This window comes from Thermodesulfobacteriota bacterium (genome assembly GCA_040756475.1).
In the GTDB taxonomy this organism is placed as follows: Bacteria; Desulfobacterota; Deferrisomatia; order Deferrisomatales; family JACRMM01; genus JBFLZB01.
Genome location: JBFLZB010000026.1, coordinates 1 through 14260, shown reverse-complemented (window position 1 = coordinate 14260; position 14260 = coordinate 1). Strand labels below are relative to the sequence as shown.

The following is a 14260-nucleotide window of genomic DNA, read 5'->3' as shown; positions in this document are numbered from 1 at the left end:
GGGAGCACGCGGCCCTGGGGCTCGGCCGTGAGCTCCAGCCCCCAGGAGTCGTCCTGGGTCTTCGCCTGGTCCGGGTCGTCGGTGGTCTTGCGCGTGGTGTCCCAGTTGGCGGTCAGGTCCCACCACACCGCCTGGAGCTCCACGTCCACGGAGGGCTTGATCTCGCGGGTGTCGAAGTCGTCGTCCCCCGGCCCTTCGTTGATCTCGTCGGTGATGTCCAGGGCCAGGTCGATGGAGAACCGCAGGGCGGGGTTGATGTCGGTTTCGTAGGTGAGGGAGTAGGACTGCTTGAAGGTCTCGGTGCGGTCGCTGCCCTCTTCCGTGACCTCGGTCTTCTTCTCGTTCGAGACGGTGGCCTCGGCCGTCCAGGTCGTCGCGCCCGCCCGGGCAGACCAGAGGAGGCCGGCCGCAACGAGGACCAGGAGGGTCAGGGATCGGCGCTGGGGCATACGCTCCGCCAGGTCACAAGGGCGACGGCCGGCGCGCGACCCCAGGGGGGCCGCCGGCGCGGTGCAATCGGTCTTTTCCCTGCCCCAGGCCACCCCATATGGCCGAAATGACGCGCATTTCTAACAAACCCTTCCCAAGGGTGTCAATCCCAATCCCCCTGGAGAAGCGTTTCTGCGCGCCGGAACGGTCCGAGGGGACCGGTCAGGACGGATCGAGACCGCCGTCTACCACCACCCGATCTCCGGGTCGCAAGATCGACGAGGGCTCCAGCCCGTTGCGCTCCAGGAGCTGGGCGAGCGGCACACCGTACTGCCGGGCGATGCCCCACAGGCTCTCGCCCTGGCGAACCACGTGCACCCGTTCCCCGGAGGCGACCCGGGGGCGCGGTGCGTCTCGCGTCGACCCAACGGCCCGTCCGGTTTCGGCGCCGGATCCCAGGACCAACCGGTCGCCGGGCCGCAGCCGTCCCCGGCGGTCCAACCCGTTCCAGCGCATCAGGTCTTCGCTCGAGACGCCTTGCTGCCGCGCGATGCCCCACACGGTGTCTCCCGGGCGCACCACGTAGGTAGCAGCTCCTTCCGATGCCTCATCGGATCGCGCCGCGCGGGTCTTTAGGGCCGGCTCCGACCCGGCCCCGCCCCGGGGCACCGGGATCACGACCTCCTGTCCCGGCCGGAGGCGGCGCGGGTCCGCGATGGCGTTGAGCTCGGCCACGGCGGCCGCAGGAGCGCCGTGGGAGCGGGCGATCTCCCACAGGGTGTCCCCCGGCCGGACCTGGTAGCGGCGAAACGTGAGGCGCTCGGAAGCCGGTATCGCGGCGAGCCCCTGGGCCAGGCGGCCCGCGGTGCCCGCCGGCACCCGCAGGGGATAGGCCTGGGTTCCCGGGGGCGTGCACCCCCGCCTGAGGGCCGGGTTGAGCGCCCGCAGCTCCGCGAGGGCTGCGCCGGCCAGCCGGGCTGCCGTGCGCAGGTCCACCGGCGCGTCCACCCAGACCGTCTCATAGGACGGAGGAGCGGCAGCGGTGCCGGCCGGCAACCCGTGGGCCTCGGGGTCCCGGGCCATCTGGACGGCCGCATAGAACTTGGGCACGTATCGGCGGGTTTCCGCACGCAGGGCCCCCGCCGCCGAGAGCTCCCAGAAGCACTCGGCCCGGGCCGCGGCCTGGGCGCGGCTCACGCCGCCGGGGCCGGCGTTGTAGGCAGCCAGCGCCAGGTTCCAGTCGCCGAAGCGCGCATAGAGCTCTTTGAGGTGCGCCGCCGCGGCGCGGGTGGACGCCTCCGGGTCGAGGCGCTCGTCCACCCACCAGTCGATGCGCAGCCCGCTGGCGCGGCCCGTAGACTCGATGAACTGCCACATCCCCACCGCGTTGGCCGGCGACCGGGCGTCGGGATGGAAGGAGCTTTCCACCAGGGCGACGTACGCGAGCTCCTCGGGCAATCCCTCCTCGGCAAGGATGTGGCGGATCATGGGGAGATAGCGCGCGCCGCGGCGAAAGACCTCACCGAGCCCTCGCCCCCGCATCCCCGCGAACTCGTCGAGCACCGCGCCGATCTCCGGGCGGTCGGGGACCGGAAGCCCCCACGCCTCTAATGCCTCCAATGCCTCCAGCGCCTCTGCGGACTCCTCGCACACCTCTGCCGCCTCCGCCGCCTCCGCCTCCTCGGAGACCGCGCCGGGCGGGCCCACGGCCGGCGCCGGTTCGACGGCTCGATCCGGGAGGAGTGCCATGGGCGGAGCCGGCTCGGGGCTCGGCACGGGGGCCGCTCGCGGCCGCTCATCGGGCTGGGGCAACTTCGGTGCCGCCCGGATTGCCGGGGGGGGCGGGGGAGCGGGGTCGGGGAAAGGGGCGGGCCGAATCGCCGGAGCCGGAGGAGCCGGCGCGGCGGCTTCGGCCGCCACCCGCTCGGGGGGCTGGGGTTCCGGGGCGGTGGATCGGGCAGGCGCCCCGGCGCATCCACCGAGGGCCACGGCCAGGGCCAGGGCCATGAGAAAGGCCCCATACGGCCCGCGGGGAGTCGCGGCGCCTTGTGGTCTGCCGGCGCTTCTTGAGCTCGTCATTGGGCCGCCTGGGAGGGCTTGGATCGCTATCCGGCTCGAGACCCGGGAGCTCGAGGCGCCAGCCCCGGCCCGCTGGAGCGAATGGGGGAAGGCCGTGACCGCCACTCCCGGCCGCGGAGCGCGGGGATACACGCAGCCGGCGGCGCGAAGCCGTGGCGCACGCAGCGCGCCCGGCTTCCGTGTCTTCTTCCTGGAGGATCTTCGGCTCCCAGCCGCGGTCCCCGAAAAGCTCAAGATCGGGTGGGACGGCCTGGGGCTAAAGTTTTCTCCTGCGCGCGCCGATCGTCACATAGAATGCTGCGGCTGCACCGCCTGGGGGCGGCCCAACGGCCGAGTTCCTCCCCCTCATGGCCACGGCGTCGGCCCGGCCTGAGCCCGATGAGTTGGGAGCCGTCGCGCGGCTTTACTTACCAGAGGCAACCGTGTTGGAACAAGAGCAAACCCTGCAGAACACAGTAGAGATTCCTCCGGGACGCCGGCGGGAGGCTTCGCCGGCCGGCCGGTCCCTCGACATGGACGACGTGGTGGAGGCCTGTCTTGCCCAGCGGCTCCTCGGGCCCAAGGAGGCCCGTTTCGCCCGGGAGCGACGGGCCGTGCAGGGGGCCGTGGTGGACCGGCGCGGAGGCGACCCCGGCGACCCCGTCGGGGTCTTCCTCTCCTACGGGTTTTCCCCCCCGGGCCGCAAGGAACCCCTGGAGCCGGAGGACGTCCTCGGCGCCCTCTCGGCGCACCTTGGCGTGCCCCGGGCCCATATCGACCCGGTGCGGCTAGACGCCGACGCCATTGTGCGCTCCCTTCCCCGGGCCTTTGCGCAGAAGCACGCGATCCTGGTGCTCGACCCGAAGGCCGACCCGGTTCCCCTGGCCGTAGCGGATCCCTTCGACGCGCAGGCCCACGACACGGTGGCCCGCCGCCTGGGGCGCCCCGTGGCGGTGCACCTGGCGGCACGGGCGGAGGTCTTGCGCCTCATTCGGGAAATCTACGGCTTCAAGGGCTCGGTGGCCGCGGCTGAGCGGGATCTGTGCCAGGTGCCCGATCTCCAGAACCTGGAGCAGTTCTTCCGGATGCGCACCGACGGCGAGGTGGACGCGGCCGACGGCCACATCGTGCGGGCCGTGGACCACCTGCTGCGCTACGCCCTGGACCAGCGGGCAAGCGACATCCACATCGAGCCCAAGCGCGAGATGTCCCTCGTACGGCTGCGCATCGACGGGGTGCTCCACACGGTTCACACCTTTTCCCGGCGCGTCCACTCGGCCCTGGTTTCGCGCCTCAAGACCCTCTCGCGCATGGACATCGCGGAAAAGCGTCTGCCCCAGGACGGCCGCATCAAGACGGAGTACGGCGGCGCGGGGGTGGAGCTTCGGGTCTCTACACTCCCGGTGGCCTTCGGCGAGAAGGCCGTGCTGCGCATCTTCGACCCTGCGGTGCACGAGAAAGACTTGGCCGACCTGGGCCTCGAGGGCCGGGATCTGGAGACGATGGAGGGCTTTCTGGAGCGGCCCCACGGCCTGGTGCTCGTCACCGGACCTACGGGCTCGGGCAAGACCACCACGCTGTACGCGGCGCTGCGGCGCCTGGCCACCGGCGAGCGAAACGTGAGCACGGTGGAGGATCCCATCGAGAACCTCTTCGACGACTTCAACCAGGTGGGGGTGCACTCTGCCATCGGGCTCACGTTTGCCTCGGCGCTTCGCACCCTGCTGCGCCAGGACCCCGACGTGATCATGGTGGGGGAGATCCGGGACCCCGAGACCGCCAAGATGGCCCTCCAGGCGGCCCTCACGGGCCACCTCGTGCTCTCGACGCTCCACACCAACGACGCCCCCTCGGCCATCGGGAGGCTCCTCGACATGGGGGCCGAGCCCTACCTGCTGGCCTCGACGCTCCTGGGGATCGTGGCCCAGCGCCTGGTGCGGGTGCCCTGCCCGCTCTGTGCCGCCGAGGCTCCCATCGCCCTGCCCGAGGCCGAAGCCCTGGGTCTGCCGCCCCGGACTCCCGTGCCCCAGGGAGCGGGCTGCCCCAAGTGCCGGCAGACCGGCTACCGGGGCCGGATCGGTCTCTACGAGATCCTCGAGCTGACCCCCGAGGTGGCCGAGGCCATCCACCAGGGAAGGCCCGCCGCCCACCTGCGGGTCCTGGCCCGCAAGGTCGGCATGCGCACGCTGCGCCAGGCCGGTGCGGCCACCGTGCTCCGAGGTCTCACCACCCCCCGGGAGGTTCTCGCCGTGACCCCGCCGGACGACACGTCGCCTCCCCTTGGCCTCTTGGCGGGGAATGCGGCTTGCAGAGCGTGAGATCGGGGGCCCCGTTGGAAAGGAGCGTCACCATGGCCCAGCCGAGGGCACAGAGTGGCTTTACCTTGGTGGAGTTAATGATCACGTTGGCGATCATCGGAATCCTGGGGCTTGCCACCTTGCCCGGCATCTTTCGCAATATCCCCACGTACCGGGTGAACAGCGCGGCCAAGGTGCTGGCTTCGGAGATCAACCTGGCCCGCATGCGCGCCATTGCGAGAAACCGGGTGCACCACGTGACCTTCGACCTGGCCGCCCAGAAGATCGAGATCTGGGAAGACGACGACAACAACTGGGGCACGGCCAACGCTCTGGTGAAGACCCTGAGCCTGCCCGGCAGGTTCCCGAACGTCGCGCTCGATTACAATCCCGTAACCGGTGTGGACGGCGCCGCCGTCGCCCAGGCGGCGAGCTTCGGGGGAACGTCCAGCCCGGTGCGGGCCACGTTTCGGCCGAACGGCCTCCTCGCAGATCCAGGCGCCTTCTATCTGATCCCGGCGACCGACAAGGGCGTCCGCGACGAGCGGATGCGAGCCCTCGCCGTGGGCCGCGCGGGTCAGGTGCAGGTATTTCGCTACGATCCCACGAGCAATCCCCCCTGGGAGGAGTACCTATGAGGAAGGGGTTCACCCTGGTGGAAGTTCTCGTCGCCCTGGCTGTCCTCTCGGTGGGACTGCTCGCCGTGGCGGCCATGAGCATCAGTTTCGTCCGCGCCAATACCCACACCCATGCTATGAGCGAGGCCGTTGTGCTCGCGGCTGCCAAGATGGAGCAGTTGCGCAGTTACGCCACCTCGGAGCGTGCCGACACCTTTTCTCCCTTCGACTTCGACTACCTCACCAGTACCGATCCGGCCCTGACCACGGTCATCGATCCCCCGGGCAGCGCGAACCAGGTGACGGTGTCGGGCCTGCTCTCCGGCACGGCGGGCACCCCGGTCGTCTTGACGGGAGGCAACAACTACGAGGTGCTCTACGACGACGGGACCAACGGCGGAGACGAAACCGCGGGCGACGGGATCTACACCGGCAGCGACGTGGTCGACTACAGCGGAACCGGCGCGGGTTTCACTGTTTCGCGGCGATGGATGGTGGAACCCCTCCCAATAGACGTCAACGGCGATGGAAGGGGAGATTTCGCCAGGCTCCGCACCGAGGCTTCATGGGTAGACCGCTCCGGCGGGACCCGTACCGTCGGCATGGAATCGCTCGTGTTCCGGAGGCAATGACGATGAACCTTCGCAGCCAGCGCGGCACGGTTCTGGTGGCAGGCCTGGTGATCCTCGCCCTCCTTTCCCTCCTGGGAGCGGCGAGTCTCCTGAACGCGACGCTCGACACCCAGCTCACGGCCAACCAAGCGGTGAGCAAGGAAGCCTTCTACGCTTCGGAAGCAGGCCTGGACGTTGCATCGGGGGCCTTGTTCGGTTTCGTGGTCCAGAACCTTCGGGCACCGAACCCGGCTACGGTCCCGGGGTGGGGCACCTGGATCACCCCCGCGCTACCGATCGACGGCAGCGACTTCAACGGCTACCACGTGGAGTATCGAATCTCATACCAGGGCACGGTTACCGGGGGCGGGCAACCGCGGCCGTACCCCTTCTCCAGTTTGGATGGCGGACAGCAACTGAATCATCAGGCATACACGTACCTGCTGAGCTCGAGGGCCACTTCTCTTTCGGTTAGCGGCGGCGCCGAGCAGATGTCGGAGACGATCCAGTTGCTGGAGACCCCGCTGGTGCAGTACTACGTCTTCTTCGACGATGACTTGGGGTGGCATCCCGGACCGGAGATGCGATCCTGGGGGCGCGTGCACACCAACGGCGATTTGGGGTTTGCGAACCAGCATGCCAACGGGGTGACCTTTCGCAACTACGACGACGCCAACCAGCCGACCCCCTGCACCATCACTGTGGCGGGCCGGATTCGACACCAGGGCCATCTCCAGCAAGACGGCACCTGGGGAAACCGGGCCACGAGCAACGTCTACGTGCGGGTGCACAACCCGGGCACAATTCCATCGGCCTCGGGAGCCGCGTCCACGGCGAACCCCGACTACGTTCTCATCGACACCTCCATCGACGGTTCCAATCAGGCCGCACAGGAGCAGCGCTTTCGCGATGCGGACGACACGTACCACGTGCGGGTGGGGGTGGACCGAATGCCCTCCGCGAGCTTCCAGTCCCTGCTGCGGGGAGGCTTCTACGAGACCGAGGCCGGCGATCCGATGCGGGAGGACGTGGATGGTCTCGTCATCCTCTCAGACCCCTGGCGCGTCGTGTTCAACCCCTTCGACGGGCCTTCCCAGGACGTGACCGACCTGGTGGCTGCGTACGAGGTTGGGTTCGGCGTCACCGCGAACATCGACAGTTGGCCCGTGGGAGCCAGGACCAATGCGGACGGGTCACTGGCCTCGACGGCCACACCCCCGGTGGCCCGCACGGCGCTTTACTCGCCGGAGAACCTGGTGGAAACCGACGAGGCGGGAGGAGCCTATGCCGCGGCGGCCGGCGCCACCGCGAACCCTTCCTACCCCTGCGTGCTGGAGCGACAGGACGGGCGCGAGGGCCGCGAGGTGGACTTCACGGTTGTCGACCTCCAGCGCCTCCAATACTGGTATCGGGACTATCTGGACTTTCGCGACGGCGGAGGATTGGACGGGAGCATCGACCTCAGCAACCGGTCCCTCCTCATCTACGTATCGCGCTCGAGGTCGGGGGGCGGGTTTGTGGCGGGTGCGGGGCGGGGCGCGCTCCAGGCGGTGAAGCTCATCGGCTCCGAGGCCGGGCGCACGCGCACGGCCGTAGACCGGCAGGTCTCTCCTACGCTCCTGGTGCGGACCACCCTGGCCACGGACAACCCCATCTACCTGGAGGGCGACTTCAACGCACCGGGCCACGCCGGGGGCAGCACCTCTCCGGGGGGGGTGGGGTGCGCACTCATCAGCGACGCCGTAACGCTGCTTTCGAACGACTGGGGGCCGCGCTTTCTTCCGCCGACACTGGGCGCCGTCGCCCCGCCGTACACGGGAGGGACCACTCTCAGCCGACCCACGGTGACCGGACGAACCACCTACAACGCCGCTTTCTTCACGGGTCGGCACGACTTCCGGGGGGCCCCGGCGGGAGGGGAAGAAGCGGGAATCCATAATTTCGTGCGTTTTCTCGAAACCTGGGGAGGCCGCGAGAGCGCCATTACCGGCTGCCTGATCAACCTTTGGTTCAGCCGGCAGGCTGTGGGCCCGCACGGACTGGGCTACTACTCCCCGCCGACCCGCAGCTTCGGCTGGGACCGCCAGTTCGGGAACCCCAGTTATTGGCCTCCTTACGTGCCGAGCATCTACAGCATGGAGCGTACGGCGTGGCGCGAGGAATAGGGGCTGGAGCGGAGCCGAACCGGCCCTTGTTCCATACCGCGTGCGCAAAACCGAGCGCGGCGCACTGCCAGGAGCGAACCGCAGGGGGACCCCACAGGAAGTGCGGGTGAGGAGGAAGAACATGCGAAGGATCGGACCGTCGAGACCCGCGAGGGGCTTTACCCTGGTGGAGCTCTTGGTGGCCATGGCCATCGGGCTGATTCTCATGGCCGGGCTCTACCAGTTCTTTATCGGCCAGCAGCGGACCTATTCCACACAGGACGAGGTGCTCAGAGCCCAGCAGCAGGCCCGCATGGCGGAGACACTCATCAGCAAGGCGGTACAACTGGCGGGTTCTTACGTGCCCGGAGCGGCCGCTACGGTCTCGATGCGCGGGCAGTCGATCCTTGCGGCTTCCGATCGTTACCTCGTGCTCCAATACGACGATCCCCTCAACACCGCCAACATCAACGTCGTCTCGGCAGACGAGGTGGTCACCTTCGCCGTTTCCAAGACCCCCCCGACGGTGGGCGGGGGCACGGAGACCATCAGCGCGACCGTGTGGTTCGACAAGACCGGCAACGGCACCATCGACGACGCCGACATCCACGATCTGCGCATCGGCCTCGACCTTTCGGGCCCCCCCTACACCCTTTACCGCATCACGCCGACGGCGGCCGGCGGGATCATCCCCGAAGCCATTGCCTCGAACGTCGACAACCTGATCTTCCGATACTACGACGCAGCGGGGAACCCCATCTCGCGCGACCCTGCGACGGGAGCCGAGATCCTGGCGACGACCCCCCTGGCTGCTGCCGAACGTGCGGCGATCCGGTCCGTAGATCTGGAGTTGGTGCTTCGCACCCAGACCGCGGATCCCCGCTACACGCAGACGTTTCCCCGCACCCCCGACTCGGTGGCGACCTACCATGCCGCCGGGACGCCGAACGCAGTGACCGCAGACTTCGACGACAACTTTCGCCGCAGGGTATACCGGAGCCGTATCAGTCCGCGAAGCCTTGCGATCGCTTCATGCGGCCGGCTCGACCTGTCGGCGAACCCGGGCCAGCCCGCGTGCCCCAACGGGTCCAGCATCACGGCAACCGTCCTCGACCAGCACCGGCAGCCGGTCAGCGGCATCACGGTGCGGTTCGGGGCCGGGGACGGAACCCCGACCGGGGCGATGGCCACGACCAACGCCGGCGGGCAGGCCAGCTTCAACCATTCCTACACGGATCTCTCCAAGCCGATTTCCGTGTGGGCCGAGGCGGCGGTCTCGTGTGACACTCCCGGAGGTACCCAGACCGTTACCCTCCACAACAGCATCACCGTGACCTACCTTCCCGGCGCAGCCGATCGGGTGGCGATCGAGAGCGGGGTGGCGGGCTTGGTCCTCGACACCTGCCCCGGGGGCAGCTTCGACTTCGTGGCCCGAAGCTATGACGAGTGCGGCAACGAGGTCGAGCCGGGTACGCCCGAACTCCGGTTCGAGGCTTTCGACCCAATGGGCCTCGGGCCCTTCGGTTCCATAGGGCCGTCGGACCTGCTCACGTCGTCGGGACAGAGTTTCACCGTGGAGCCGCCGGCGGCAGGCCCCTACACCGCCAGCCGCGCCGGAAACAACTTCCGGATCGACGTGCGCGCCGTCACGCCGCTGCCCGCGTGGCTGACGGCAGGTCTTGCGGCCGCCTCCGGGACCACCTGGCCCTTCGACGTGCAGGTGCGGCCGTGGCCGCCCACCCGCCTCCTCCCCACCGCGCCCAGCGCCATCGCGGCCGCTACACACAGCGATTGTCCGTCGCCGCCCATCTCGGACCTCTTCCAGGTCGCCGACTGCAGAGACAACCTGGTGTGGGATCCGCTGGCAGGAGGGTACGGTCTTACCGCGAGCATCACGAAGGATCCGCCTACGAGCATCCTCGACCAGGGAACGCTAGGGGTAGCTGCCGGCCCGGGGCTGGGCCAACAGACACTCACCTACAACCCGCCGCCGCCGTGTGCCCTGGGGGCCGGACCGCTCACCCTGAGCCCCATGTTCCAGATTGATCTCACCGGCGACTTGAGCGCCGATCCCTCGCCGGTGCCGTCTTTCGGACCACAGCCCCTGACCCTGGAGGCCTGTCTGAACGCGTGCGCCATCGAGTTCAGCAAGGATGGCGGCGTCACCTGGCACCCCACGCTCGCGCTCACCGAGTGCGAGACCCCGGCAAGGGTCATCGTCCGGGTGAATGCATGCAACCTCAACGGGGTTCCGATTGATCTGGTGCTCACGTCGGCCGCGGGGAGCGCCGGCTTCGATCCGGCCTTCACCCAGAACGCGACCACCGTGAACCTGACAGGGGTCGTCCCCTCGGTGGCCACGGCCGACCTCTTCATCGGGAGCGCAGCCGACGGTGCCACCTTCTCGGTGGAGGCGCGGTACCCCAACACCGGAAACCCCATCTGGGCCTGCGGCCCGTCCACCCTCTCGATCAGCAACGCGTGCAGCGGCACCACGGGCATCCGGGCCTACTACATGCTGGAAGACCCCCCCGGCTCGGGCCGCTTCGTGCGGCAGGATCTCGGCGCGGGGGGCAACAACTGCATCAGTGCCATCCGGCAGCTCCAGTTCGAGGTGGACGACTGCCGGTTCAACACCAACCACGTGGACGCCACGAAGGCGGGGGGCGAGAAGGGCCTGTGGGTGCGGGTCTACGCGGAGGGCGCCCTGTACGACGAGGAGGGGGTCGACCTCGTCCCCTCCTCCTCGCGCCGGATGCTCACGGAAGTGCTGCCGCTGCGGATGTTCCAGCTCGACGGCGGGCCGTTCCTGGCCACCCCCGACGGCAACCTCACCTACCCGCCGGGCAAGCGGGTAGACATCCAGGTCCAGTACACCGACCCGGACGATCCCCTGGACGACGCCTGTGAGCTCAACGTCCCACTGGCCCTGCCCGTCCCCGTGTGCTTCCCCAACGCCATCACCTCGGGAGGCGGCGCGGGGTGGAACGGCAATTTCAAGGTCCACTGGGGAGACGTGGTCGTGCGCGGCGACATCTCGCTCCCCAACAAGTTCATCTGGAAGGACATCACGGGCCAGTTCAACGGCTCGCCCTTCGGCGGCAACAACTACACGGACCGCTTCGTCGACGTGTACTGCGGCGGCAACTACTCCGGAGCTGCCAACCCCACGCCGGACGTGCCCGACCGGCCCTTCCTGAACCCGGGCTCCCCGGTGACGGACCGCTTCGGCAACTATTTTCGCAACATCAGCGACCCGAAGATCGACGAGATGATCGTCGTCCTCGACTACGAGACGATCAAGACCCTTGCCGTAGACCAGGACACCTACTGGTACACCCTCCCCGGGATGCAGGTCCGAAACCCCGCGACCGGACAGGTGGCGAACAACCTGCAGGCGCTGCTGAGCATGAACGGCCCGGGCCAGCCCAACGCGTACCACAACGGGAAGTTCGTCTTCGTCGACACCTTTGGGGATCCGAACACGGCAGACCCCCATTACGTCGTGCCCAAGACCGGCGTCGAGATCGACGCGGACGCCGCGGCCGGAGTCCTCCCCAAGCACGACATCCAGGGGAACTTCTTCACCTCCGGAATCATCTACGTCGCTGGCGACCTGGTGTTCGGGGGCATGGGCAACACGAAGAACCTCACCGCCCAGACGCCTCCCGAGCGGGAGATGCACTACGACCACAACGACCCGCTGTGGCCCGGGGCGGGGGTGGACCTGGAGGACGTGCTCCCCATCCGCTCCGATCCCGCCCAGCCGCGGCAGAGTTTCGGGCTCTCGGTCCACATCGACGGCGCCGTCTACATCGACGGCGCGTTCCGGGGCTCCGGGAACCCCTCGGTGTACGGCTCGATGACGGCGGAGTTGGGGTACCAGGGAAGCGGCACGCCCGAGATCTGGTACAACTACGGCCTGAACCAGAGCGGCATGAGCCAGTCCCTGTGCGTGGAGTGCTGCAACATCCGGCTTCGGCCGGGGAGTCTCACCCTGATCCCGGGCGCCTCCCAACAGGTCCTGGCGATCAACCCGGGAGGGACTCCCCAGTGGTGGAGCGACAACGGCGCGGTGGCCGCCGTCTCGAACACGGGCGTCGTGACCGCCGTCAGTCCGGGCACGGTCCGCATCTGGGCGCGGGACCGGAACAACTGCACGGCCTTTGCCACGGTGGTGGTCGCCGACCCCTGCGACCTCTTCGCCGACCCCCTGAACATCGACCCCGCAATCCCGAATCCCCTGGCGGCGGGAGGTCTCCAGGGCTTCACCGTCTCCTACGCCCCCAGCGGCGCGGTCTCCTGGGCCAGCGACGACCCCACGGTGGCGTCGATCGCATCCAGCGGGGCCCTCTCGGGCATCGCCACCGGCGCGTGTACCGGAACGACCCTCATCACGGCCCGGGACGCCGCGTGTCCCGACCCTCTGCAGGCGTTCCTCACGGTGACGCCTCCGACCACTTGCAACCTGCGCATCGACCCGAAACCCACCTCGGTCCAGACGGGGACCTCGTTCCCCCTCCAGGCCCTCGGCAGCCTCTGCAGCCCGACCTGGACCACCACCGACCCCGGCGTCTACTCCCGGCTCACGGTGAACGCCGCCGACCCGACGCGCGCGGCGGTGGAAGGCCTGGCCGACACGCCGCCCGGCACCCTGGTGACCGTCTCAGTGGAAGACCTGGGGTGCACGGACTCCGCCACCTTCGCCGTGAGCGGATGCGCACCGCTCACCTTTCCCGTCGCGCCCGCGGGGCCGGTCTCCCTGGGCTCGTCCTACGCCCTCACCGTCGCCGGGGGCTCCGAGCCCTATACCTGGGTGGTGGACGGGGCGGCGAGCTCCGGAGCCGGGAATCTCTCGGTCTCGCCGGCCCCGGACACCGAGAACGCCACCTTCACCCCCACGGCGCCCGGCACCGTGGTGCTCCATGTCACCGACGCGACCGGGTGCTCCGCGGTCCTCTCCCTGGAGGTGGTCTGTCTCGAACCGACGGTGGCCCATGCGTTGCCCGCGGACGGCGCGAGCTACGGGACGAGGACCCCCAACGGCCCATCCCTGGTCTGGAAGGCGGTGCCCGACGACCGGTTCGGCGCGAGTCCCTTCGACCAGATCGCCAACGTCACCTTCACCGTGAGTCCCAATCCCATGGGGCTTGCGCCCCGGGTGGAGGCGTCGAACGAGTACTGCGGCTTCGGCGGAGACAACTGCGCCGCCGCCCCGGGAGACGTCTCCGCGTGGCCCGACGGCACCTACACCCTTACGGCCACGGCCACGACCACCGCCGCCCACCCCTGCGGGGTCGGGTCCGTGGCGGACTCGGTACAGATCCAGGTGTTCAACAGCTCGTGCCCCATCCGCGTCCTCCCTGCCGGGCCGATCACCATCAAGAAGAACCGTACCCTCCAGTTGGAGGCCTTCGACACCGTGGGCCCGGTGACCTGGACCTCGTCGAACCCGGTGAGCGCGATCATCCGGGCCCCGGCGACGGGAAACCTGGTGACCCTGGAGAGCCTGGCCCAGAACACGTCCACCACGATCCGGGTCCAGGACTCCCGCTGCTTCACCCAGCTCCAGGTCAACGTGATCCCATAGGAGGAGCGGTCCCGCCCAAACGAAGAGCCGGAGGGAGCCCCCCTCCGGCTCGCTTTACTTGGGCACACGCCATTGTCGGGGCCGTCCGGGATGGCAGTGGCTGACGATGATCTGTAGAGGCCGCGGGCCGACCAAGGCCTATCTACACGATCCGGAAGACAACCCCTTTCGCGGAGCCGGTGCGTCCGGCTTCACCGGTGTCCACCGACTGCGGCGGATCGGTCGATGCGGTACGGGGCCCCGGTTCGACAGGGCCGGGGCTCCCGGACCCGGCCCCAGAATTGGGTGTTGGATTCGGGTCAGGCGCGCCGGGTCCGTCGAGCCTCACCCGAAAAACCGCACCAGCAGCGCCGTCGCCAGGGCCCACGCCAGGGCCAGGGCCGTGAGGACCACGCACCCGCCCGCCAGCCACCGGTGCCAGGGCTGCTCCCTTCCCCGCTCCTCGTAGCCCAGCAGGTGCCCCAGGAGGAACCCGGCGACCATGCCTCCCCCGTGGGCCCAGTTGTTGATGCCG

Annotated in this window: 8 protein-coding genes; 5 read left to right on the top strand and 3 right to left on the bottom strand. The window is 69.1% G+C overall.

Going from position 1 to position 14260, the window contains the following annotated elements; translation table 11 throughout:
* Both AB1578_05805 and AB1578_05800 read right to left on the bottom strand, forming a co-directional pair.
* A partial coding sequence (locus tag AB1578_05805) for a hypothetical protein (GenBank protein ID MEW6487413.1) occupies nt 1-449 on the bottom strand: 449 nt, incomplete at its 3' end.
* A gap of 202 nt (nt 450-651) precedes the next feature.
* Complete coding sequence (locus AB1578_05800; protein MEW6487412.1) at nt 652-2178, bottom strand: LysM peptidoglycan-binding domain-containing protein; 1527 nt, start codon at nt 2176-2178, stop codon at nt 652-654.
* 752 nt (nt 2179-2930) lie between these two features.
* On the opposite strand from AB1578_05800, the gene AB1578_05795 reads away from it, so the two are divergent.
* From AB1578_05795 to AB1578_05775, 5 genes are all read left to right on the top strand, one after another.
* Complete coding sequence (locus AB1578_05795; GenBank protein ID MEW6487411.1) at nt 2931-4805, top strand: GspE/PulE family protein; 1875 nt, start codon at nt 2931-2933, stop codon at nt 4803-4805.
* A 32-nt stretch (nt 4806-4837) separates the two neighbouring features.
* Nucleotides 4838-5422 carry a GspH/FimT family pseudopilin gene (locus AB1578_05790; GenBank protein ID MEW6487410.1) on the top strand — a complete coding sequence of 195 codons (585 nt, stop codon included), beginning with the start codon at nt 4838-4840 and terminating at the stop codon, nt 5420-5422.
* Nucleotides 5419-6033 (top strand): prepilin-type N-terminal cleavage/methylation domain-containing protein, encoded by a 615-nt coding sequence (locus AB1578_05785; GenBank protein MEW6487409.1) that lies wholly within the window; start codon nt 5419-5421, stop codon nt 6031-6033. The genes AB1578_05790 and AB1578_05785 overlap by 4 nt, the downstream gene beginning before the upstream one ends.
* 2 nt (nt 6034-6035) lie before the next feature.
* Nucleotides 6036-8177, top strand: a complete 2142-nt coding sequence (locus AB1578_05780; GenBank protein MEW6487408.1) for a PilX N-terminal domain-containing pilus assembly protein — start codon at nt 6036-6038, stop codon at nt 8175-8177.
* Nucleotides 8178-8298: 121 nt separating this feature from the next.
* On the top strand, nt 8299-13746 hold the full coding sequence (locus AB1578_05775) for an Ig-like domain-containing protein (protein MEW6487407.1): 5448 nt from the start codon (nt 8299-8301) through the stop codon (nt 13744-13746).
* 324 nt (nt 13747-14070) lie between these two features.
* On the opposite strand, the gene AB1578_05770 is transcribed toward AB1578_05775, so the two are convergent.
* Nucleotides 14071-14260, bottom strand: a 190-nt coding sequence (locus tag AB1578_05770) for a rhomboid family intramembrane serine protease (GenBank protein MEW6487406.1), incomplete at its 5' end; no start/stop codon positions are given.

Excerpts from the sequence above, each read along its gene's own strand:
- AB1578_05800 (MEW6487412.1), bottom strand. The coding sequence starts at position 2,178 with ATGGCACTCCTCCCGGATCGAGCCGTCGAACCGGCGCCGGCCGTGGGC.
- AB1578_05790 (MEW6487410.1), top strand. The coding sequence starts at position 4,838 with ATGGCCCAGCCGAGGGCACAGAGTGGCTTTACCTTGGTGGAGTTAATG.
- AB1578_05785 (MEW6487409.1), top strand. The coding sequence starts at position 5,419 with ATGAGGAAGGGGTTCACCCTGGTGGAAGTTCTCGTCGCCCTGGCTGTC.
- AB1578_05780 (MEW6487408.1), top strand. The coding sequence starts at position 6,036 with ATGAACCTTCGCAGCCAGCGCGGCACGGTTCTGGTGGCAGGCCTGGTG.
- AB1578_05775 (MEW6487407.1), top strand. The coding sequence starts at position 8,299 with ATGCGAAGGATCGGACCGTCGAGACCCGCGAGGGGCTTTACCCTGGTG.